Here is a 20759-nt window from a genome sequence, read left to right as displayed (position 1 = left end):
CGGGACAAGGCGTACGTTCTTCCTCTCGGCACCCGTCAGCGAACCAAGAGGAGCGCCTCGCCATGCAGGGCACTGTGACGATGTACAGCACCACGTGGTGCGGCTACTGCCGTCGGCTGAAGAGCCAGATGGACCGCGAGGGCATCGCGTACACGGAGATCAACATCGAGCAGGACCCCGAGTCGGCGGCCTTCGTCGAGAAGGCGAACGGCGGAAACCAGACCGTTCCGACCGTCCTCTTCCCGAACGGCTCGACCCTGACGAACCCGAGCCTCGCCCAGGTGAAGCAGGCGCTCAGCGTCTGAGCCACCCGGCCCCCCAGCACACGAGGAACCCCCGACCGGTACGGACCGGCCGGGGGTTCCTCGCACGTGGGCGGAACGTGTCGTATCTCTCAGATCACGTCGCCGGGCTTCGGCAGCGGCTTGCCGTACCAGCGCTCGATCAGCCGCGAGGCGATCGAGATGCCGTACGGCGGGATCACCTCGCCCGACTCGAAGGCGGCGGCCAGGTCCTCGCGGGAGAACCAGCGGGCCTCGTGTATCTCCTCGCCGTCCACGGTGATCTCCGAGGAGGTCGCGCGGGCGAAGAACCCCAGCATCAGGCTGGACGGGAACGGCCAGGGCTGGCTGGCGACGTACTCGACCTCGCCGACCGTGACACCGGCCTCCTCGAAGACCTCGCGGACCACCGACGCCTCGATGGACTCGCCGGGCTCGACGAAACCGGCGAGGGTCGAGAAGCGGCCCTCGGGCCAGTGGACCTGACGGCCGAGCAGCGCCCGGTCCTCCTCGTCCGTGACCAGCATGATCACCGCGGGGTCGGTCCGCGGGTAGTGCTCCGCACCGCACGCCTGGCAGCGGCGGATGTGCCCGGCGGCGGCGATGACGGTGCGCTCGCCGCAGCGCGAGCAGAAACGGTGGAGGCGCTGCCAGTTCTCCAGGGCCACCGCGTGCACCATGAGACCCGCGTCCCGGTCCGACAGCAGCAGTCCGGCCTCGCGGAGCCCGGCGGGCCGCGCGGACTGGTCCATGCGACCAGGCAGCGAGTCCTTCTGGAGCGCGAAGTAGGAGACGCCGTCGGCGTCCGTGCCCAGGAAGTAGCGGTGCGTCTCGGTGACCGGGGCCTCGAACGCCGGGGTCATGACGAGTTCGGTCCTGCCGTCCGCCGTGTCGTCGATCAGCACCTGGCCCCCGGAGACCACGAAGACCCGCGTGGTGGGGTGGCTCCAGGCCGCCGCCAGCCACGCCTCGTCGAGGCGGTGGTGCGCGGCGCGGTCGATGCCGCTCGGAGCGGTGAGCGAGATCGGGCGGTCCGCTGACGCGTTCTTCAAGGTGCTCACAGGTGCTTCCAACTCCCCCGGATCGGTGTATGGGTTCAGCGCTCGGCGACGGGGGCGTGCCCGAGGGCGGCGGACAGGTCACCCCACAGATGAGCGGTCGTCTCGACGCCCTTCATGAGGAGATCGAGTTCGATCTTCTCGTTGGGGGCGTGCCAGCCGTCGGACGGGACGGAGATGCCGAGGAACAGCACGGGTGCCTCCAGGACGTCCTGGAGGTCGGCGGCCGGTCCCGAGCCGCCCTCGCGGGTGTAGCGGACCTTGGCGCCGTCGAAGGCCCTGCTCATGGCCCCGGCGACCGCCGTGAGGGCGGGGTGGTCGAGCGGGGTGAGACACGGGCGGGTCGGGGCGCCGAAGACGATCTCGTACCGGATGCCGGCGGGGACGAGACCGGCGAGCCAGTCCCGTACCGCGAGCTCGATCTTGGCCGGGTCCTGGCCGGCGACCAGCCGGAACGACAGCTTGAGCTGGGCTGAGGCGGGGACGATCGTCTTGCCGCCGGGTCCCTGGTAGCCGCCGCCGATGCCGTTGACCTCGGCGGTGGGGCGGGCCCAGACCCGCTCCAGGGTCGAGAAGCCGGTCTCGCCGAGGGTGCCGTGCGACTTCGCCGTGCGCAGCCAGGCGGCCTCGTCGAAGGGCAGCTCGGCGATGAGGGCGCGCTCGGCGTCGCCGAGCTCGGTCACTCCCTCGTAGAAGCCGGGGATCGCCACGTGCTCGTCGGCGTCGTGGAGGGCGGCGACGATCCGGCCGGCGACGGTGGCCGGGTTCGGCACGGCGCCGCCGAAGGAGCCGGAGTGGATGTCCTGGTCGGGTCCGTACAGCTCGATCTCGCAGTCGGCGACCCCGCGCATGCCGGTGCACACGGTGGGGGCGGTCTCGGACCACATGCCGGTGTCGGAGACGATCACGGCGTCGGCGGCGAGGCGCTCGGCGTGCGTCTCGACGAGGGTCCGGAAGTGCGGCGACCCGGACTCCTCCTCACCTTCGACGATCAGCTTGAGGTTGACGGCGGGCGCGGTGCGGCCGGTGACGGCGAGGTGCGCGCGGACGCCGAGGGTGTGGAAGAACACCTGCCCCTTGTCGTCGGCCGCCCCGCGCGCGTACATCCGTCCGTCGACCACGGTCGGCTCGAACGGGTCCGTGTGCCAGCCGTCCTCGCGGGCGGCGGGCTGCACGTCGTGGTGGCCGTAGACGAGGACCGTCGGCGCGGCCGGGTCGTCGGAGGGCCACTCGGCGAAGACGGCGGGGGCGCCGTCCGTGTCCCAGACCTCGACCGTGGTGAAACCGGTCTCGGTGAGCTTGGCGGCGAGCCACTCGGCACTGCGCCGTACGTCCCCGGCGCGGTCCGGCTGCGCCGACACGGAGGGGATGCGCAGCCACTCCGCGAGGTCGCCGAGGAAGGCGGCACGGTGCTGCTCGATGTACGTACGTACGGCGTGGACGGCGCTGTCCGGGGTCTCGCTCATGCCCCCGAGCCTATCCGGCGCCCGGGGGTGCCCCTCCCGGCAGGAGGGCCTGATCGGCGTCCGGAGCCGGCTCTCCGAGGAGGAGGGCCTCCAGCTCGGCCCGGCCGGGCAGTCGGGTGGGGCGGGCGACCTCGCCCGTCCGCACGTAGACGAAGGCCGCGGCCACGTCCTCGGGCGCGAGACCGTGCTGCTCGGCCCAGGCGAGCCGGTAGATCGCGAGCTGGAGCGGGTCCGCGGTGCGCAGCCGGCTCGTCTTCCAGTCGACGATCTCGTACGCGCCGGAGTCCGGGTCCCGGTAGACGGCGTCGATCCGGCCCCGGACGACCCGGCCGCCGAGCGAGAGGTGCACGGGGACCTCGACGCGGTACGGGGTGCGGTGGGCGTACTCGGTACGGGCGAAGGCCTCCTTCAACTCGTCGAGGTCCCGCTCGTCGAGGATCTCCGGCTCGCCCGCGAAGTCCTCCCCGCCGGGCAGGTCCTCGGGTCCGAGGAACGGCAGCGGCAGCTCCTCGAACCGGGACTCCACCCAGGCGTGGAACCGAGTGCCCCGGCGGGCCGCCGGCTGCGGCGCCTTCGGCATCGGCCGGGCCAGCTCCTGGGCGAAGCCGTCGGGGTCTGCGGCGAGGCGGAGGACCTGCGAGGCCGAGAGGTACGCGGGGAGGACGACGTCACGGGTGGTGGCGCGGGCACGGCGGAGTTCGGCGGTGAGGGCGGTGAGGTCGCGGTCCCAGGAGGCGATGGCTCGCGCGTCCTCGGGGGTGAGCGACCGGGCCTCCTCACGGGGTGCCGGGATCACGTCCGCGTGGGTGTCCTCCGGGAAGGTCTCCTCGTCCCAGACGGGTTCCTCTTCGTCCGGCCAGAGGTCCTCCGGGTGCGGGTCCGGGAGGTCGGGCGCCGCGCTGACGGGGTTGTGCCCACCCTCCCCCGCGCCCTGCGGGGCGACGGCCCACAACCTGGCCAGGACGTCGTCCGCCGCCTTCCGGCGGCGTCCGAACGACTCCCCGTCCAGCGGGAGCGGCCACGTCTCCTCGCTCTCCGCCTCCGTCAGGGTCGGGTTCTGGGCGTCCTTCTCCGGTTCCTCCGCCCAGGCCTCGATCTCCCCGTGACCCGTCTCGCAGTGGGCGTACAGGGCCTTGAGGAAGTCCGACGGGCCCCGGGGCCGCTTCTGGGACGGGCCCCACCAGTGGGCCGAGCCGAGGAGGAGGGTGCGGGGGCGGGTGAAGGTCACGTAGCCGAGGCGGAGTTCCTCGGTGTGCTGGTGGTCCCGCATCTCGTTCTTGAAGGCCGTGAGCGCCTTGGCGTTCCAGGTGTCGATGGCCGGCAGCGTGGCCGCGTCGCCGCGCAGGGCGTGCGGGAGGACCTGCGGCTGCGAGGTCCACGACTCGCGGGCCCGGGCGCTGGGGAACTGGCCGGCGACCAGGCCGGGGACGGCGACGACATCCCACTCCAGGCCCTTGGACTTGTGGGCGGTGAGGACCTTGACGGTGTTCTCGCCGCCGGGCAGGGCGTTGTCGAGGCCCTTCTCGAACTGGACGGCCGTGCGCAGGAAGCCGAGGAACGCGAGGAGGCTCGCCTCGCCGTCCAGGGAGGCGAAGCCGGCGGCGATGTCGAGGAAGTGGCCGAGGGTCTCGCGGCGGCGGGCGGCGAGCGCGTGCGGGGAGGCGGACAGTTCGACTTCGAGGCCGGTCGCGGAGAGCACCCGGTGCAGGACGTCCATGAGCGGGTCGGCGAGCGAGCCGCGGAGGGCGCGCAGCTCGGCGGCGAGGCGCGCGAAGCGGACCCGGGCGTCGGCGGAGAAGGCGAGGCCGTCGTCGGCCGTTCCGCCGGAGTCGAGGAAGGTGTCGAGCGCGTCGGCGAGGGAGACGACCTCGGCCGGGTCGACGCCTTCGACGGCGGCGGCGAGCCGCTGCTCGGGGTCGGGTTCGTCGCCGCCCCGGTGGACGAGGTGTCGGGCCCGCCTGCCGAGGAGGGCGAGGTCGCGGGGGCCGATGCGCCAGCGGGGGCCGGTGAGGAGGCGGACCAGGGCGGCGTTGGCCCCCGGGTCCTGGAGGACCTCGCAGACGGCGACCAGGTCGGCGATCTCGGGCAGGTGGAGGAGGCCGGAGAGGCCGACGACCTCGACGGGTACGTCACGGGCGACGAGGGCCGCGTGGATGGCGGGGAAGTCGCCGGCCGTACGGCACAGGACGGCGATCTCGCCGGGCTCCCGCCCGGTGCGGACGAGGTGGGCGAGGGAGTCGGCGAGCCAGTCGATCTCCTCGGCGTGGGTGGGGAGGAGCGCGATGCGGACGCTTCCGTCGGCCTCGGCGCCGGGCGCGGGGCGCAGCGCCTCCACGCCCGCGTGCATCGCGCGCAGGGGCGCGGCGAGTCCGTTGGCGAGGTCGAGGAGGCGGCCGCCGCTGCGCCGGTTCTCGGAGAGCGAGTAGCGGTCGGCGGGGCTGCCGTCCGCGTGCGGGAAGTGCTCGGGGAAGTCGTCGAGGTTGGCGACGGAGGCGCCGCGCCAGCCGTAGATGGCCTGGCAGGGGTCGCCGACGGCGGTCACCGCGTGGCCGGTCGCCCGCTGCCCGGTGCCCTGGCCGAAGAGTCCGGAGAGCAGCAGCCGCTGGGCGACGGACGTGTCCTGGTACTCGTCGAGGAGGACGACCCGGAACTCGTCACGGAGGATCTCGCCGACCTCGGGCCGGGTGGTGGCCAGTTCGGCGGATCGGGCGATCTGGTCGCCGAAGTCGAGCAGGTCGCGGGAGCGCTTGGCGGCCCGGTAGCGGATGACGAGGTCGAGGAGCTCGCGGCGGGCGGTTGCGGCCTCGGGGATCTTGCGCAGCTCGGCGTTGCTGAGCTTGGCCTCGGCGAGGGCGGCGAGCAGCGCGGAGTCGTACGAGAGGAGTCCTTCCGGCGGTACGAGGTGCTCGGCGAGCTCGGCGTCGAGGGCGAGGAGGTCGGTGATCAGGGTCGTGAAGGAGCGGGTGAGCGCCGGGTACGGGCCGGGGGCCTCGCGCAGGACGCGGGCGGCGAGCTGGTAGCGGGTGGCGTCGGCGAGGAGCCGGGAGGTGGGTTCGAGCCCGATGCGGAGGCCGTGGTCGGTGAGGAGCCGGCCGGCGAACGCGTGGTACGTGGAGATCTGCGGCTCGCCCGGGGGATCGTCCGGGTCGATGACGTCGGGGTCCGTCACTCCGGCGCGGACGAGAGCGGTGCGGACGCGCTCGGCGAGCTCACCGGCGGCCTTGTTGGTGAAGGTGAGACCGAGGACCTGCTCGGGGGCGACCTGGCCCGTCCCGACCAGCCAGACCACCCGGGCGGCCATCACCGTCGTCTTGCCGGAGCCGGCTCCGGCCACGACGACCTGCGGGGCGAGCGGCGCGGTGATGCAGGCCGTCTGCTCCGGGGTGAACGGGATGCCGAGGAGCTCCTTGAGCTGCTCGGGGTCGGTGATGCGTGCGGTCACCTCAAAGAGGCTAACGCGGACGGCTGACAGTCCGGTCCGGTCCGGCCCGGATCTCGCGGGGGACCTTCGTCACGCGGGCGTTCCGCCGTCGAGCTTCGACAGGTCCACCGTCTCGTCGGCGGGCGGGACGACCACGCGGACGGGCTTGTCGTAGTCGGAGAGCACGATGGCGCCGGGTTCCTCGCCACCGGCCTTGACCATCCTCAGGATGTACGGCTTGCCCTCCTGGGAGACGGACACGGTCGTGGTCTCGCCTTCGGCCTTCTTCTTGACCAGGGTCGCGACGGGGGTGTCGTCGACCTCGGCGTCGGGGCCCCTGGTGAGTCCGCGGCGTTCCTCCTTGTCCTCGCCGAGATCGTCGAGGAGCGCCTTCAGGTCGCAGACTCCGCTGAGGTCGGCGCTGCCGGCCTGCCCTGGGGCGATCTTCAGCCAGCGGCCCTTGACCAGCTCGACCGTGGTGTCGATCTGCGGCTCGGGCATCCCCTGGGAGGCCATGGAGACGCGCCAGAAGGCCTCGTCGCCCTTCATGTACGTGATCTCGTCGACCTTGCGCAGTTCGGCGGTGCCGCCCTTGATCTTCATCACGCCGGTGCACTCGTTCCGGTCGTTCACCGCGAAGTCGATGTCGAGGGGTTGTCCCTCCGTGACGAGCCGGCCTGTCATCCGGAGCGAGGTGGCCGACTGGGTCGCGGTGACCGCCTTGTCGCCGATCTCGTCGGCGGTGAGACCGGAGAACGGATCGGGCGACGGTGCCGACACCGAAGGTGCGGCGGCCGCGGTGCCGGTCGTCGCGGCCCAGGCCGCGACAGGTGCGGGACCTGTGACGACGGCGACGGCGCAGACGACGGCCGCGGCGCGGAGCTTCCGGTGGGACGCCATGCGAGCCTCCTCGCGGTTTTCCCGATCCCTGTCCACCAGGGTCTCCCCCCGCGCGCGTGCCCGCGACTCCGCACCCCGGGGCCGTCGGGTCAGTCGACGACCTGGCGGCCCTCCGGCTGGGCGCTGCACGAGGCGCGGAACGAGCAGGTCGTGCAGTGCTGGCCGGTGGTGGGGGTGAAGCGCTCGTCGAGGACCCGGCCGGCGGCGTTGGCGAGCAGCTCGCCGACCCATTCCCCGGCGAGCGGTTCCTGTGCCTGGACCTTGGGGAGGGCGTCGCCGCCCTCCTTCTGCGGGGCGGCCTGCCGCAGCTGGACGAGTTCGGCGCCGCCCGGCTCCGGCCGCCGCCCGTCGAGGACCTCGTCGAGGGCGCCCTCCCGGACCGCGAGCTGGTAGACGGCGAGCTGCGGGTGCTGGGCGACCTCGTCCTTGGTGGGGGCCGACTTGCCGGTCTTGAAGTCGACGACGTACGCGCGGCCGTGCTCGTCCGTCTCGACGCGGTCCATGGAACCGCGGATGCGGACCTCGTACGCGCCCGCCTCCAGGGTCACGTCGAAGCCGTGCTCCGAGGCGGCCGGGGTGCGGCCGCCCCGGTCCATGACGTGCCAGCTCAGGAAGCGTTCGAGCGCGACGCGCGCGTTCTGCTTCTCCTGGGCCGACTTCCAGGGGGCGTCGAACGCGAGGGCGTCCCACACGGAGTCCAGACGGGCCATGAGGACGTCGAGGTCGGCGGGGGTACGGCCGGAGGCGACCTCGTCGGCGAGGACGTGGACGACGTTGCCGAAGCCCTGGGCGGCGGTGGCGGGGGCCGCCGCCTTGACCTCGCGGCCGAGGAACCACTGGAGGGAACAGGTGCTCACCAGGTTGTCCAGGGAGCTCGGCGACAGGGCGACGGGCCGGTCGCGGTCGCGCAGCGGCTCCGGGCCGCGGGTCGGCTCGAACAGGCCCCACCAGCGGTCCGGGTGCGCGGCCGGGACCAAAGGCTGGCCGTCCTCGTCGGTGAGCGCGGCGAGCTCGGCGAGGCGGTGGGCGGCGGCGTCGCGGAGCGCGGGCGAGGCGTCCGGGTCGACGGTGGTGGCGCGCAGCTCGGCGACCAGCGCGGAGACGGCGAGGGGGCGGCGGGGGCGGCCGGGCACGTCCTTGGGCTCGGCGCCGAGCTCGGTGAGGAAACGGGAGGGCTGGTCGCCGTCCTCGGCGGCGGCCTTCACGGCCGTGACGACGAGCCGGTCACGCGCGCGCGTGGCGGCCACGTAGAAGAGGCGGCGCTCCTCGGCGAGGAGTGCGCCGGGGGTGAGGGGCTCGGCGAGGCCGTCCCGGCCGATGCGGTCGGCCTCCAGGAGGGAGCCGCGACGGCGCAGGTCGGGCCAGAGTCCCTCCTGGACCCCGGCGACGACGACGACGCTCCACTCCAGGCCCTTGGAACGGTGGGCGGTCATGAGGCGGACGGCGTCGGGGCGTGTGTGACGGCGGGTGAGGGTGTCGGCGGCGATGTCCTGCGCGTCGAGCTCTTCGAGGAAGTTGAGGACACCGCGGCCGCCGACGCGCTCCTCGGCGCGGGCGGCGGTCTCGAAGAGGGCGCAGACGGCGTCGAGGTCCCGGTCGGCGTTGCGGCCCGCGGGCCCGCCGCGGAGCGCGGCCCGCTCGAGCCGGCCGGGCCAGGGGGTGCCGTTCCAGAGGACCCAGAGGGCCTCCTCGGCGGTGCCGCCGTCGGCGAGGAGGGTGCGGGTGTCACGGAGCAGGTCGCCCAGCCGCTTCGCGCCCCGGGCGTAGGCGGGGTCGTGGGCGGCGAGGCGCTCGGGCTCGGCGAGGGCGCGGGCGAGCAGGACGTCGGAGGGGGCGGGGACCTTCGTCCCCGCGGCCCGCTCCTCGTCCCGCAGTGCCCGGCCGAGTCGGCGGAGGTCGGCGGGGTCCACGCCGGCGAGGGGGGAGGCCAGCAGCTCCAGGGCGGTCTCCGTGCGGAGCCATTCCGCGGCGGGCTCCGGTGCCTCGGGGTCGGGTGCGGCGCCGTCGTCGGTTGTGCCCACCGGTTCCGCCCCGGCGGAAGGCATGCCCACGACCGGGTCCGATCCCGACGCGGCCCCACCCGCGACCGGGTCCGATCCCGACGCGGCCCCACCCGCGACCGGGTCCGAACCCGACGCGGCCCCACCCACGACCGGGGCCGAACCCGACGCGACCCCACCCACGACCGGGTCCGAACCCGACGCGGCCCCACCCACGACCGGGGCCGAACCCGACGCGACCCCACCCACGACCGGGGCCGAACCCGACGCGACCCCACCCACGACCGGGGCCGAACCCGACGCGGGCCTGCCCGCTGCCTGTGCCACCGCCCGCAGCGCCAGCAGCAGCGGGGCCACCGCCGGTTCGTGACGCAACGGGGTGTCCGCCGCGTCCGTCTCCACCGGGACTCCCGCCGAGGTGAGAGCGCGACGGAGGGACGGGAGGTTGGCGCCGGCCCTGGTGAGGACGGCCATGTGCTGCCAGGGGACGCCGTCCTCCAGGTGGGCGCGGCGCAGCAGGTCGGCGATGTTCTCGGCCTCGGCCGAGGCCGTGGGGTACGTGTACGCCTCCGCCCGGCCGCCGTCCCGCGCCGCCGTGAGGTCCCGGTGGGCGCGGACCTTGTCGGCGGGGAGCCGGGGCATCGGCATCCGCTGGGCGAGCAGCCGGGTCGCGCCGAGCAGCTCGGTGCCCGAGCGGCGCGCGGTGCGCAGGACCCGGACGTCCGCACCGCCGAAGGTCGCGGGGAAGTCGAGGATGCCGTTCACATCGGCGCCCCGGAAGGCGTAGATGGACTGGTCGGGGTCGCCGAAGGCGACGACCGTGCTGCCGCCCGTCGACCGGCCACCGCCCCTCGCGGACGCCCTTCGGACGGCCCCTGTCGCACCGCCCGCGAGGGCGTGCAGCAGCCGGACCTGCGCCGGGTCGGTGTCCTGGTACTCGTCGACGTAGATCGCGTCGTACGCGGGCAGGCTGATGTCCTCGGCGAGGAGTACGGCCCGGTGGACGAGCTCCGTGTAGTCGAGGACGCCCTGGAGGTCCAGGACGTCGAGGTACTCGGCGAGGAAGCCGGCGGCGGCCTTCCAGTCGGGCCGTCCGACCCGCTCGGCGAAGTGGGCGAGGGCGTCCGGTTCGAGGCCGAGTTCACGGGAGCGGGCGAGGACGGCCCGTACCTCGTCGGCGAAGCCGCGGGTGGTGAGGCAGGCGCGGAGTTCGTCGGGCCAGCGGATGCTCCCGAGCCCGGCCTTCTCCAGGTCGATGTGGCCGGCGAGCAGTTCCCGCACGGCGAGGTCCTGCTCGGGTCCGGAGAGCAGCCGCAGGGGCTCGGCGAACAGTTCGGCGTCCTGGTGGGCGCGGATCAGGGCGTAGCAGTACGAGTGGAAGGTGGTGGCCTGCGGCGGGCGGCGGCCGCCGAGCCGGGCGGCCATGCGGTCGCGGAGTTCGACGGCGGCCTTGCGGCTGAAGGTGAGGACGAGGAGCCGTTCGGGGTCGGCGCCCTTCTCCATCCGGGCGGCGACGGCCTCGACCAGGGTCGTCGTCTTGCCGGTGCCGGGTCCGGCGAGGACGAGAAGAGGTCCTCCGTCGTGGTCAACCACTTCGCGCTGGGTTGCGTCCAGCTGAGGGGAATCCATCGGGGCCGGCGTGGTACGCACCAGTCGGTACGCGCCCGGGTTCCGCGGCCGTCCCGAACCCGGGTACGGCTGTCCCTGGTACGGCGGCGTACGCCGGGTGGTCGAGGAGGTACTCACGTGGGTCGCCGGTCCTGGTGGGAGTGGTGGTGCGGGTGAGGCGGCTGTCCTCCGCGGCCGGCCGTCGGGCTCGTCGGCCCGCCGTCGCCTCGGGAGACGCGAACGTCGACGTTACGCGAAACGGCACGCCGCCGAGCCGTACTCCGCGCCCCGTCCCGTCCCGCGTCCGCCCCCTCCGACGCCGCTCACGCCCCTCCCGGCACGGTCGTCCCCGGCCGGCGGCCTCAGGTGTGAGTTCCGTCCCAGCGGGCCCGCCGCATGTCGATCCTCGGCAGGTGTCCCTCGGCCGCCGGGCCCCGCTCGCGCAGCGGCGTGCCCTCCTCGCGGTAGTGGTCGAGGGCCCTCAGTTCGTGCCCGGGGAGCAGCGTGCCGTCCGAGCGGACCACCCGCCACCAGGGCGCGGTCCCGCCGTACAGGGCCATGACCCGGCCGACCTGGCGGGGCCCGCCGTCGCCCAGCCATTCGGCGACGTCGCCGTAGGTCATCACGCGGCCGGACGGGATCCCGTCGGCGACGTCGAGGACCCGTTCCGCGTACTCGGGCAGTTCTCCGGTCTCCCCCACGGGCACCTCCATGCTCATCCGCCCCATCCTGCCTCACCCCACCGACATGGCCCTGATGCCTCCGCGCGGCGGCTCTTCGTGCCACCATCGTGCGGGCGGTGACTGGTGATACGAGATCAAGAGCGACAAGTACAAGAACAGCAGCCGGAACAACAGCGAGAACGAGAACGACACAACGCGCATGCAGAGACGGACATGGTGATGGCCCCGGACACCCAGCCCCCCGAGGAGGGCCAGGCCGACGTGCCCGAGCGCGTCTCCGGCGACGAGCCGCTGCTCGCCGCCCGGGTCCACCGCCCCTCGGACCTGATGCGGCTGCTCGCCGGTCTGCTCGCCATCGGGCTCGTCATCGCCGTCGCCGCGTTCGCCCACGCGACGACCTCGGGCCTCGAGGAGGACATCAACAAGGGTGCCGTCGGCGCACCCGATGTCTTCGTCAAGATCGCCGGTCTCGTCTCCTCCATCGCCGTTCTGCTCGTCCCCGTAGCCTTCGCCATCGAACGCCTGATCAAACGTGACGGGCTGCGCATCGCGGACGGTGTCCTCGCCGCGGTGCTCGCGCACGGCCTCACCCTCGCCACCGACCTCTGGGTCGCCCAGGCCGCGCCCGGCACCATCCAGGACGCCCTGACCCAGCCGGCGTCCGGCGGGGGGCTCACCGACCCCGTGCACAACTACCTCGCGCCGGTGATCGCGTACATGACCGCCGTCGGCATGGCCCGCAGGCCGCGCTGGCGGGTGTCGCTCTGGGTGGTGCTGCTGCTCGACGCGTTCACCATGCTGGTGGCCGGCTACACCACCGCGCTCTCGATCATCCTGACCGTCCTGATCGGCTGGACGGTGGCGTACGGCACGCTGTACGCGGTCGGCTCCCCCAACGTGCGGCCCACCGGGCAGACCCTCCTCGCCGGTCTGCGCCGGGTCGGCTTCCGCCCGGTCACGGCGCTGCGCGCCGAGGGCGTGCCCGACTCGTCGGACAGCGGCGACCGGGGCCGCCGGTACATCGTGACCCTGGAGGACGGGCCGCCGCTCGACGTCACCGTCGTCGACCGCGAGCAGCAGGCGCACGGCTTCTTCTACCGCGCGTGGCGGCGGATCACCCTGCGGACGATCACCACCCGCCGGTCGATCGTCTCGCTGCGGCAGGCCCTGGAGCAGGAGGCGCTCCTCGCGTACGCGGCGATCGCCGCCGGGGCGAACGCACCGAAGCTGATCGCCACCTCCGAGCTCGGCCCGGACGCCGTGATGCTCGTCTACGAGCACATCGGCGGCCGCAGCCTCGACTCGCTCGACGACGACGAGATCACCGACGAGCTGGTCCGCAGCGCCTGGCGGCAGGTACGGGCGCTCCAGTCGCGCCGGATCGCGCACCGCCGGCTCACGGGCGACGCGATTCTGGTGGATCGTTCCGGCAGGGTGATCCTCACCGATCTGCGCGGCGGAGAGATCGCGGCCGGCGATCTGATCCTGCGGATGGACATCGCCCAGCTGCTCACCACCCTCGGTCTGCGGGTCGGTGCCGAGCGCACGGTCGCCGCCGCCGTCGAGGTCCTCGGCCCGGACGCCGTCGCCGACTGTCTGCCCCTGCTCCAGCCGATCGCACTGAGCCGCTCCACGCGCGCGACGCTGCGAAGACTGGCCCGGGACCGGTCGGCACGCGAGCGGGAGGCGGTGCTCGCCGCCTCGGAGGCGGCGAAGCACGAGCGGGAGCTGGCGAAGGCCCAGGCCGCGGAGGTCGCCGCGGACCCGACGGCCGCTCGGGCGGAGACCAAGGCCGAGAAGAAGGCGGACAAGAAGGCCGAGAAGCGGGCGCTGGACACGGCGCTCGACGAGGCCCGCGAGGAGGACCTGCTGGCCCAGATCCGCCAGCAGGTACTGCTCATCCGCCCGCAGGCACCGGCGGAGCCCGTCCGGCTGGAACGGATCAAGCCGCGGACCCTGGTCAGTATGATCGCGGGCGCGGTCGCCGCGTACTTCCTGCTGTCGCAGATCTCCCGGACGCCGCTGTCGACGATCAGCGAAGCGGACTGGCGGTGGGTGGCGGCCGCGGTGCTGTTCTCCGCGATCAGCTACGTGGCGGCGGCCATGAGCCTGCTCGGGTTCGTGCCGGAGCGGGTCGGGTTCTGGCGGACGGTGGTGGCGCAGGTCGCCGGATCGTTCGTGAAGATCGTCGCCCCGGCCGCGGTCGGCGGCGTCGCCCTGAACACCCGCTTCCTCCAGCGCTCGGGGGTGCGGCCCGGGCTCGCGGTGGCGAGCGTAGGCGCCTCCCAGCTCTTCGGGCTCGGGGCGCACATCCTGCTCCTGCTCGCCTTCGGCTATCTGACGGGAACGGAGCGGTCGCAGTCCTTCACCCCGTCGAGGACGGTCATCGCCGGTCTCCTCACGGTCGCGGTGCTCGTGCTCGTCGTGACGGCCATCCCGTTCATGCGGAAGTTCGTCTCGACGCGGCTACGCTCGCTCTTCGCCGGCGTGGTCCCGCGCATGCTGGACGTGCTCCAGCGGCCGATGAAGCTGATCACCGGCATCGGCGGGATGCTGCTGCTCACCCTCACCTTCGTGCTCTGCCTGGACGCCTCGATCCGGGCCTTCGACCACAACAACGTGTCGATCAGCTACGCGAGCGTGGCGGTCGTCTTCCTCGCGGGCAACGCGCTCGGCTCGGCGGCGCCGACCCCGGGCGGCGTGGGAGCGGTCGAGACCGCGCTCACCTTCGGTCTGGTGGCGGTCGGCCTCCCCATCGAGGTCGCGACCCCGGCCGTCCTGCTCTACCGCCTGCTGACCCTGTGGATCCCGGTCCTCCCGGGCTGGCTCTGCTTCAACTGGCTGACGAAGCGCGAGGCGCTGTAGGCGGCGCGGTCGCGTCCTGGCGCCACCCGCATGGACCCCCGTCCCGCGCGGCGGCGGGGGCGGCGGCCCACCATGGGCCTATGCCGATCTCCGCCGCCCAGCGCGCCGCTCTGCTCACCGCCGCCACCGTGCTGCTCGCCGCCGGGTGCTCGGACGGGGGCGACGAGGCGGACGGAACGAAGCCGAGCGGCACGGCGGGGCTCTCCGCACTGGCGGCGCAGAAGCTGTCCTGGGCCCCGTGTCCGGCACCGTCCGCCGCCGAGGGCGGCGGGCCCGCCCCCTCCCCGCTGCCCGGGGGCGCAGCCTGGGAGTGCTCCTTCCTCCAGACGCCGCTCGACTGGGCGGTGCCGGAGGGCGAGACCATCGAGCTCGCGCTGATCCGGGCCCGGGCCCGTGACCAGGACCGGAGGATCGGTTCGCTCGTCTTCAACTTCGGCGGGCCGGGCGGCTCCGGCGTCACCGGGCTGCCCGGGTTCGCCAACGAGTACGAGGGCCTGCGCGGCCGCTACGACCTGGTCTCCTTCGACCCGCGCGGAGTGGGCCGCAGCGACCCGGTGGAATGCCTCAGCGACAAGGAGCTCGACGCCTACTACGCGCTCGACTTCACGCCCGACGACGAGGCCGAGGAGCGGACGCTCTCGGACGCGCAGAAGAGGTACGCGGCCGGCTGCGAGAAGAACGCGGGGCCCTCCCTGCCGCACGTCGGCACCGAGAACGCCGCCCGGGACATGGATCTGATGCGCCAGGTGCTCGGCGACGACAAGCTCCACTACTTCGGCATCTCGTACGGCACCGAGCTCGGCGGCGTCTACGCCCATCTCTTCCCCAAGAACGTCGGCCGGGCCGTCTTCGACGCGGTCGTCGACCCGGAGGCCGGTGTCGAGGAGGGGGCGCTCGGCCAGGCGAAGGGCTTCCAGCTCGCCCTGGACAACTTCGCCCAGGACTGTGTGGACCGCGGCGACGAGTGCACCCTGCCCGGCTCGACCGTCGCCGAGATCGAGGGCTTCGTGATCGATCTCCTCGTCTCCCTCGACAAGGAGCCGATCGCCGGCATCGGCGACCGCAAGCTCACCCAGACGCAGGCCACCAACGGGATCGCGCAGGCCCTCTACTCCAAGGAGTTCTGGACCTATCTGGAGCAGGGTCTCTCCGACGCCGAGGGCGGCGACGGGGCGCTGCTCCTCACCCTCTCCGACTCGATGAACGGGCGCGGCCAGAACGGCTCCTACAGCAACATCCAGGCCGCCAACGCCGCCATCAACTGCGTCGACTTCAAGGAGCGCTACACCCTCGGCCAGGCCAAGGAGCGACTCCCCCAGTTCCGCGAGGCCTCCCCCGTCTTCGGCGACTTCATGGGCTGGGCGCTCTCCAGCTGCTCGCAGTGGCCGGTGCCCGGGACCTGGGAGCACCCGGACGTCTCCGCCCCGGGCGCGGCGCCGATCCTGGTCGTCGGCAACACCGGCGACCCGGCCACGCCCTACGAGGGCGCCCGCTCGATGGTGAAGGCGCTCGGCGACGGGGTCGGCGTGGAGCTGACGTACGAGGGCGAGGGCCACGGCGCCTACACCAGCGGCAGCGCGTGCGTGAAGAAGGCGGTCGACGCCTACCTCCTGGACGGCAAGGTCCCGGTCTCCGGCACCGTCTGCAAGTAGCCCGGAGGGCTCCCCCTAGGATGGGCCGCCCTGTAGGGCTCCTGGGGGGAACACATGTCCATACGCATACGGGTGGCGGTCCTGGCCGTCACCGGCCTGCTGGTCGCCGGCTGCACGAGCGCCGGCGGCGGGGCACCGGCCGCCACCCCGGGCCCGAGGACGACCACGACCGACGCCGAGCCGTCGGTCACCGCCGCCCCCTCGGCCACCGCCACCACGCCCCCGCTCCCCGCCTCCCTCACCGGCCAGCGCCCCGTCTGGAAGGCCTGCCCGGCCCCCGGGCCCGGCAGGGCGGAGCCGGGCGCGAACTGGCGCTGCGCGAACGTGAAGGTGCCGCTCGACCACGCGAAGCCCGCGGGGGCGACGATCCCGATCGCCCTGATCCGCAAGGAGGCGGACCGCAAGGCCGGCCGCATCGGCTCCCTGCTCTTCAACTTCGGTGGCCCCGGCGCCTCCGGCGTCGACATCCTGCCGCAGGTCGAGGAGGACTACGGCAAGCTCGCCGAGCGCTACGACCTGGTGGGCTTCGACCCGCGCGGCGTCAGCCGCAGCTCCGGCGTCGTCTGCCGGACCGACGCCGAACAGGCCGCCGCCGAGGCCACCGTCGACCTCACCCCGGACTCGGCCGCCGAGGAGGCCGCGTACCTCAAGGACAACGCCGCCTTCGCCGCCGGCTGCGCCCGCCGCTCCGGCACGCTCCTGCCGCACACCACGACCACCGAGACCGCCCGCGACCTGGACCTGATCCGGCGGGTCCTCGGCGACGACAAGCTCCACTACTTCGGCATCTCGTACGGGACACAGCTCGGCGGCACGTACGCGCACCTCTTCCCGAAGAACGTCGGACGGCTCGTCCTCGACGCGGTCGTCGACCCGACCGCCGACTCCGTGGGCCACGCCCGTCACCAGACGATCGGCTTCCAGCGGGCCCTGGGCAACTATCTGAAGAGCACCGGCCAGGACCCGGAGGACGGGACCGAGCGGATCGCGCGCCTGCTGCGGAAGCTCGACCGTGCGCCGCTGACCGTCGGCGAGCGAAAGCTCACCGAGGGCCTGGCCCTCACGGGCATCGCGGTGACGCTGTACGGGCAGTCCAACTGGCCCCTCCTGACGGCGGCCCTCGCGGAAGCCGAGAAGGGCCGCGGCGGCGCCCTGCTCGAACTCGCCGACTACTACAACGACCGTGACGAGAACGGCCACTACGCCACCCAGACGCACTCGCAGCGCGCGATCTCCTGCGCCGACTCCAGCACGCGGCCGACCGCGGCGGAGGCGAAGGCGCTGATCCCCGAACTCCGGCGGCTCTCCCCGGTGTTCGGCGAGTTCCTCGCCTGGGACACGGCCGGCTGGTGCGCCGAGTGGCCGGTGAAGGGCGAGCGGGCGACCCCGGAGGCGAGCGCCCCGGGCGCCGCACCGGTCCTCGTCGTCGGCACGACGGGCGACCCGGCGACCCCGTACGAGGGCGCGGAGAGAATGGCGAAGGAACTCGGCGACGGGGTCGGCGTCCTCGTCACCAACGAGGGCGAGGGACACGGCGCGTACGGCACGTCGTCGTGCGCGACGGCGACGATCGACGCGTACCTCCTGGACGGCAAGGTCCCCGCGTACGGCACGACCTGCTCCAGCGGGGCGGCCCGTAGCGGGGCGTGACCCGCGACAACGCATGAGGAGGGGCCCGGATCTCGTGTCGAGATCCGGGCCCCTCCGTTCGGCCGCCTAGTAGACCGGCTTCTCGGGCTCGATCTGGTGGACCCAGCCGATCACGCCGCCGCCGACGTGCACCGCGTCGGCGAAGCCCGCGGACTTCAGCACCGCGAGGACCTCCGCGCTGCGGACACCCGTCTTGCAGTGCAGGACGATGCGCTTGTCCTGCGGGAGGTCCTGGAGGGCGGTGCCCATCAGGAACTCGTTCTTCGGGATCAGGCGCGCGCCCGGGATCGAGACGATCTCGTACTCGTTCGGCTCGCGGACGTCGATGATGTCGATGTTCTCGCCGTCGTCGATCCACTCCTTGAGCTGCTTCGGAGTGATCGTGGAGCCGAGCGCCGCCTCCTGGGCCTCCTCGGACACGACGCCGCAGAAGGCCTCGTAGTCGATGAGCTCGGTGACGGTCGGGTTCTCGCCGCAGACCGCGCAGCCGGGGTCCTTGCGGACCTTCACCTGGCGGTACTGCATCTCCAGGGCGTCGTAGATCATCAGGCGGCCGACCAGCGGGTCGCCCACGCCGGCGAGGACCTTGATGGCCTCGGTGACCTGGATGGAGCCGATGGACGCGCACAGCACACCCAGGACGCCGCCCTCGGCGCAGGACGGGACCATGCCCGGCGGCGGGGGCTCCGGGTAGAGGCAGCGGTAGCAGGGGCCGTACTCGGACCAGAAGACGGACGCCTGGCCGTCGAAGCGGTAGATCGAACCCCAGACGTACGGCTTGTTCAGCAGCACGCAGGCGTCGTTCACCAGGTAGCGGGTGGCGAAGTTGTCGGTGCCGTCGACGATCAGGTCGTACTGGCTGAAGATGTCCATCACGTTCTCGGCCTCGAGCCGCTCTTCGTGGAGGATCACGTTCACGTACGGGTTGATGCCGAGCACGCTGTCGCGCGCCGACGCGGCCTTGGAGCGGCCGATGTCGGCCTGGCTGTGGATGATCTGGCGCTGGAGGTTCGACTCGTCGACCTCGTCGAACTCCACGATGCCGAGCGTGCCCACGCCGGCGGCGGCCAGGTACATCAGCGCCGGCGAGCCGAGGCCGCCGGCACCGACACACAGCACCTTCGCGTTCTTCAGCCGCTTCTGCCCGTCCATCCCGACGTCCGGGATGATCAGGTGGCGGGAGTACCTGCGGACCTCGTCTACGGTGAGCTCGGCAGCCGGCTCGACCAGGGGTGGCAGCGACACGGGGACTCCGGTTGTCGGTATGTCAGTACGGTTGTTCTCCCCGTAACACTGCCACGCCTCTTCTCATTCCGAGACACCCGGTCCGATCCGCGAGACGATTTCGTCCCAGTAGCCGGGCAGCGAGTGGAATGGCGCACTTTGTCCCGGCCCCCCCGCGCGGTCGGTGAAGAAGATCGTCCCGGCCCCCTGCCAGCGGGCGATCCGCAGGGCCTCGTCCAGGTGGGTGCGCGGAACGCCGTGCACGAGATGGACGAACTTCGCCTCCGTGTACTCGGCCGTCCACTCGGCCACCTGCGACCAGCGGTAGTCCGCCCAGGCGCCCGAGAAGGTCACCAGCTGGTCGGCGGTCTCGGCGTAGCCCGGGTGGGGATGGGTGCCGTGACCGAGGACGAGGTGGGCCTCGCCGCCGAGGACCGCCTCCAGGGTCGCGGTGACCCGCCGCACCCCGGCCAGGTCCGCCCGGTCCGCGGGGCAGCGGTCCAGGTAGTAGCCGTCGACCTTGTACCAGTCGACGAAGCGGTGGGCGTCCGAGACCAGCTCGCCGAACGGCCGGGAGCCGTACGCGGCGTCCAGGTGCCCGAGGACCCTCACCCCGGCGTTGCGGAGCCTCCCCGCCGCCTCCAGACAGTGCGGGTCCGGACGGCTGCCCGGGCCCTCCGCCACATTGAGCACCGCCCAGTGCAGCGGGGTCCCGGGGCGGGTCAGCTCGCCCCACTCGACGGGGGCGAGCAGCGGGTGGGCGTAGCCGGGCACGCCCACCCCCAGGGCTTCCTTCACCGCCCCCGCGGTCGCCGTCAGATGCGACACGCCGCCTCCATCCAGATGTCGGCGAGCGACTCCTCCAGGTTGATCCGGGGCCGCCAGCCGAGCCGGTCGCGGGCGGTCCGGACGTCGGCCTGCTGCCAGGGGCCGCAGCCGTCGGGGTACGGGTAGGGGGCGGCGGCCAGCTGGTCGGCGATGGTCCCCTCGGTGCGGGGGGCCCCGATCATCGGGCGCTGCGGCATGCCGTGCGGGGCGTCCAGCTCGTGCAGGTTGCCGGAGTAGCCGGCCACCCTGGCGAGGACGGCGGCGGCGTCCCGGAGCCGGACCGCGCGGCCGGTGCCGATGTTGACGACGCCCTGGGCGGCGGAGAGCGAGGCCGCGTGCACGGCCCGCGCCACGTCCCGTACGTCGACGAAGTCCCGCTGCACGCCGAGGCCGCTGAGCTTGAGCTCGCCGTCGCCGGCCTGCATGGCCCGGCGCATCGCCTCGGCGAGCCGGCCGAGCGGCGATCCGGCGGGAGTGCCGGGGCCGACGGGCGAGAAGACGCGGAGGACCACGGCGTCGAGGCCCGAGCCCAGGACGAGTTCGGTCGCCGCCAGTTTCGACACCCCGTACGGACCGCCGGGGCGGGGGACGGCGTCCTCGGCGGTGGAGGAGCCGGGCTGGCTGGGCCCGTACTCCGAGGCGCAGCCGACCTGGACGAGCCGGGCGCCGCAGCCGCTGCGGCGCAGGGCCTCGCAGACGGTGGCGACGGCGACGGTGTTGTGCCGGGTCAGGTCGCGGGCGCCGCCACGGGTGGCTCCGGCGCAGTTGACGACGACCCCGGGGTGGACGGCGTCGAGGAACCGGGTCAGCGCGCCCGGGCTGCCGGAGGCGAGGTCGAAGCGCACGTCGGCGTCGTCGCCCCGGCCGAGCGCGGTGAGGTGGACCGCCGGGTCGGCGAGGAGCCGGTCGGCGACGAAGCGGCCGATGAAGCCGTTGGCTCCGAGCAGTAGCACCCTCATCGCGCGGCCCCTTCGTGCCGACCGGCCGTTCCTTGGGGTTGCGGGGTCATGGTCTTCGGTCTCCTTGCGAGGTGATCAGAGAGGTGACGGGGCGCGCCCGCGGCGTCGGCTCCGCGGGTGCGCAAAGGTTTCCTGACGGGAGGCTCGGCGGGGTGGGGGGTGCT

The 20759-nt window shown here is 73.3% G+C and carries 13 protein-coding genes; 4 read left to right on the top strand and 9 right to left on the bottom strand.

Annotation, left to right across the window (positions count from 1 at the left end; translation table 11 throughout):
* Nucleotides 1-62: 62 nt before the first annotated feature.
* Complete coding sequence (locus IF00_RS0122510) at nucleotides 63-305, top strand: mycoredoxin (protein WP_030320766.1); 243 nt, start codon at nucleotides 63-65, stop codon at nucleotides 303-305.
* Nucleotides 306-394: 89 nt separating this feature from the next.
* On the opposite strand, the gene nudC is transcribed toward IF00_RS0122510, so the two are convergent.
* From nudC to IF00_RS0122480, 6 genes are all read right to left on the bottom strand, one after another.
* Nucleotides 395-1342 carry an NAD(+) diphosphatase gene (gene nudC, locus IF00_RS0122505; RefSeq protein ID WP_030320763.1) on the bottom strand — a complete coding sequence of 316 codons (948 nt, stop codon included), beginning with the start codon at nucleotides 1340-1342 and terminating at the stop codon, nucleotides 395-397.
* 35 nt (nucleotides 1343-1377) lie between these two features.
* Nucleotides 1378-2805, bottom strand: a complete 1428-nt coding sequence (locus tag IF00_RS0122500) for a dipeptidase (RefSeq protein WP_030320762.1) — start codon at nucleotides 2803-2805, stop codon at nucleotides 1378-1380.
* Nucleotides 2806-2815: 10 nt separating this feature from the next.
* A complete protein-coding gene (locus IF00_RS0122495) occupies nucleotides 2816-6247 on the bottom strand; it encodes an ATP-dependent helicase (RefSeq protein WP_051820556.1) in 3432 nt (1143 codons plus the stop codon).
* 69 nt (nucleotides 6248-6316) lie between these two features.
* Nucleotides 6317-7126, bottom strand: coding sequence for a hypothetical protein (locus IF00_RS0122490; protein ID WP_030320760.1), 810 nt, complete (start codon nucleotides 7124-7126; stop codon nucleotides 6317-6319).
* An 89-nt stretch (nucleotides 7127-7215) separates the two neighbouring features.
* The gene (locus IF00_RS0122485; protein ID WP_063740680.1) at nucleotides 7216-10872 is read right to left on the bottom strand and encodes an ATP-dependent DNA helicase; all 3657 of its coding nucleotides are present in this window, start codon (nucleotides 10870-10872) and stop codon (nucleotides 7216-7218) included.
* Between the two features lie 224 nt (nucleotides 10873-11096).
* A complete protein-coding gene (locus IF00_RS0122480; RefSeq protein ID WP_051820555.1) occupies nucleotides 11097-11462 on the bottom strand; it encodes an MGMT family protein in 366 nt (121 codons plus the stop codon).
* A gap of 168 nt (nucleotides 11463-11630) precedes the next feature.
* Between IF00_RS0122480 and IF00_RS0122470 the strand changes: the two genes are divergently transcribed.
* The 3 genes from IF00_RS0122470 to IF00_RS0122460 all read left to right on the top strand — a co-directional run bounded on the left by IF00_RS0122470 (nucleotide 11631) and on the right by IF00_RS0122460 (nucleotide 17584).
* Nucleotides 11631-14282: a lysylphosphatidylglycerol synthase transmembrane domain-containing protein gene (locus IF00_RS0122470; protein WP_030320757.1), complete on the top strand. Its 2652-nt coding sequence runs from the start codon at nucleotides 11631-11633 to the stop codon at nucleotides 14280-14282.
* A gap of 80 nt (nucleotides 14283-14362) precedes the next feature.
* Nucleotides 14363-15934 carry an alpha/beta hydrolase gene (locus IF00_RS0122465; protein WP_030320756.1) on the top strand — a complete coding sequence of 524 codons (1572 nt, stop codon included), beginning with the start codon at nucleotides 14363-14365 and terminating at the stop codon, nucleotides 15932-15934.
* 54 nt (nucleotides 15935-15988) lie between these two features.
* Nucleotides 15989-17584: an alpha/beta hydrolase gene (locus IF00_RS0122460; RefSeq protein ID WP_030320754.1), complete on the top strand. Its 1596-nt coding sequence runs from the start codon at nucleotides 15989-15991 to the stop codon at nucleotides 17582-17584.
* A 66-nt stretch (nucleotides 17585-17650) separates the two neighbouring features.
* On the opposite strand, the gene moeZ is transcribed toward IF00_RS0122460, so the two are convergent.
* From moeZ to IF00_RS0122445, 3 genes are all read right to left on the bottom strand, one after another.
* A complete protein-coding gene (moeZ, locus tag IF00_RS0122455; RefSeq protein ID WP_030320753.1) occupies nucleotides 17651-18829 on the bottom strand; it encodes an adenylyltransferase/sulfurtransferase MoeZ in 1179 nt (392 codons plus the stop codon).
* Between the two features lie 63 nt (nucleotides 18830-18892).
* Nucleotides 18893-19636 (bottom strand): spherulation-specific family 4 protein, encoded by a 744-nt coding sequence (locus IF00_RS0122450; RefSeq protein ID WP_030320751.1) that lies wholly within the window; start codon nucleotides 19634-19636, stop codon nucleotides 18893-18895.
* Complete coding sequence (locus IF00_RS0122445) at nucleotides 19624-20595, bottom strand: NAD-dependent epimerase/dehydratase family protein (RefSeq protein WP_030320749.1); 972 nt, start codon at nucleotides 20593-20595, stop codon at nucleotides 19624-19626. Before IF00_RS0122445 ends, IF00_RS0122450 begins: the two co-directional genes overlap by 13 nt.
* Nucleotides 20596-20759: the final 164 nt, after the last annotated feature.

Origin of the sequence: Streptomyces flavochromogenes, assembly GCF_000717595.1 — a bacterium.
Taxonomy (GTDB): domain Bacteria; phylum Actinomycetota; class Actinomycetes; order Streptomycetales; family Streptomycetaceae; genus Streptomyces; species Streptomyces flavochromogenes.
Note: the sequence above shows the minus strand (reverse complement) of the source record. Positions and strands in the feature narration are given on the sequence as shown.

Bases quoted from the DNA above. Each gene is read 5' to 3' on its own strand.
- IF00_RS0122510 (WP_030320766.1), top strand. From the start codon at position 63: ATGCAGGGCACTGTGACGATGTACAGCACCACGTGGTGCGGCTACTGC.
- IF00_RS0122500 (WP_030320762.1), bottom strand. From the start codon at position 2,805: ATGAGCGAGACCCCGGACAGCGCCGTCCACGCCGTACGTACGTACATC.
- IF00_RS0122490 (WP_030320760.1), bottom strand. From the start codon at position 7,126: ATGGCGTCCCACCGGAAGCTCCGCGCCGCGGCCGTCGTCTGCGCCGTC.
- IF00_RS0122480 (WP_051820555.1), bottom strand. From the start codon at position 11,462: ATGGGGCGGATGAGCATGGAGGTGCCCGTGGGGGAGACCGGAGAACTG.
- IF00_RS0122470 (WP_030320757.1), top strand. From the start codon at position 11,631: ATGGTGATGGCCCCGGACACCCAGCCCCCCGAGGAGGGCCAGGCCGAC.
- IF00_RS0122465 (WP_030320756.1), top strand. From the start codon at position 14,363: ATGCCGATCTCCGCCGCCCAGCGCGCCGCTCTGCTCACCGCCGCCACC.
- IF00_RS0122460 (WP_030320754.1), top strand. From the start codon at position 15,989: ATGTCCATACGCATACGGGTGGCGGTCCTGGCCGTCACCGGCCTGCTG.
- IF00_RS0122445 (WP_030320749.1), bottom strand. From the start codon at position 20,595: ATGAGGGTGCTACTGCTCGGAGCCAACGGCTTCATCGGCCGCTTCGTC.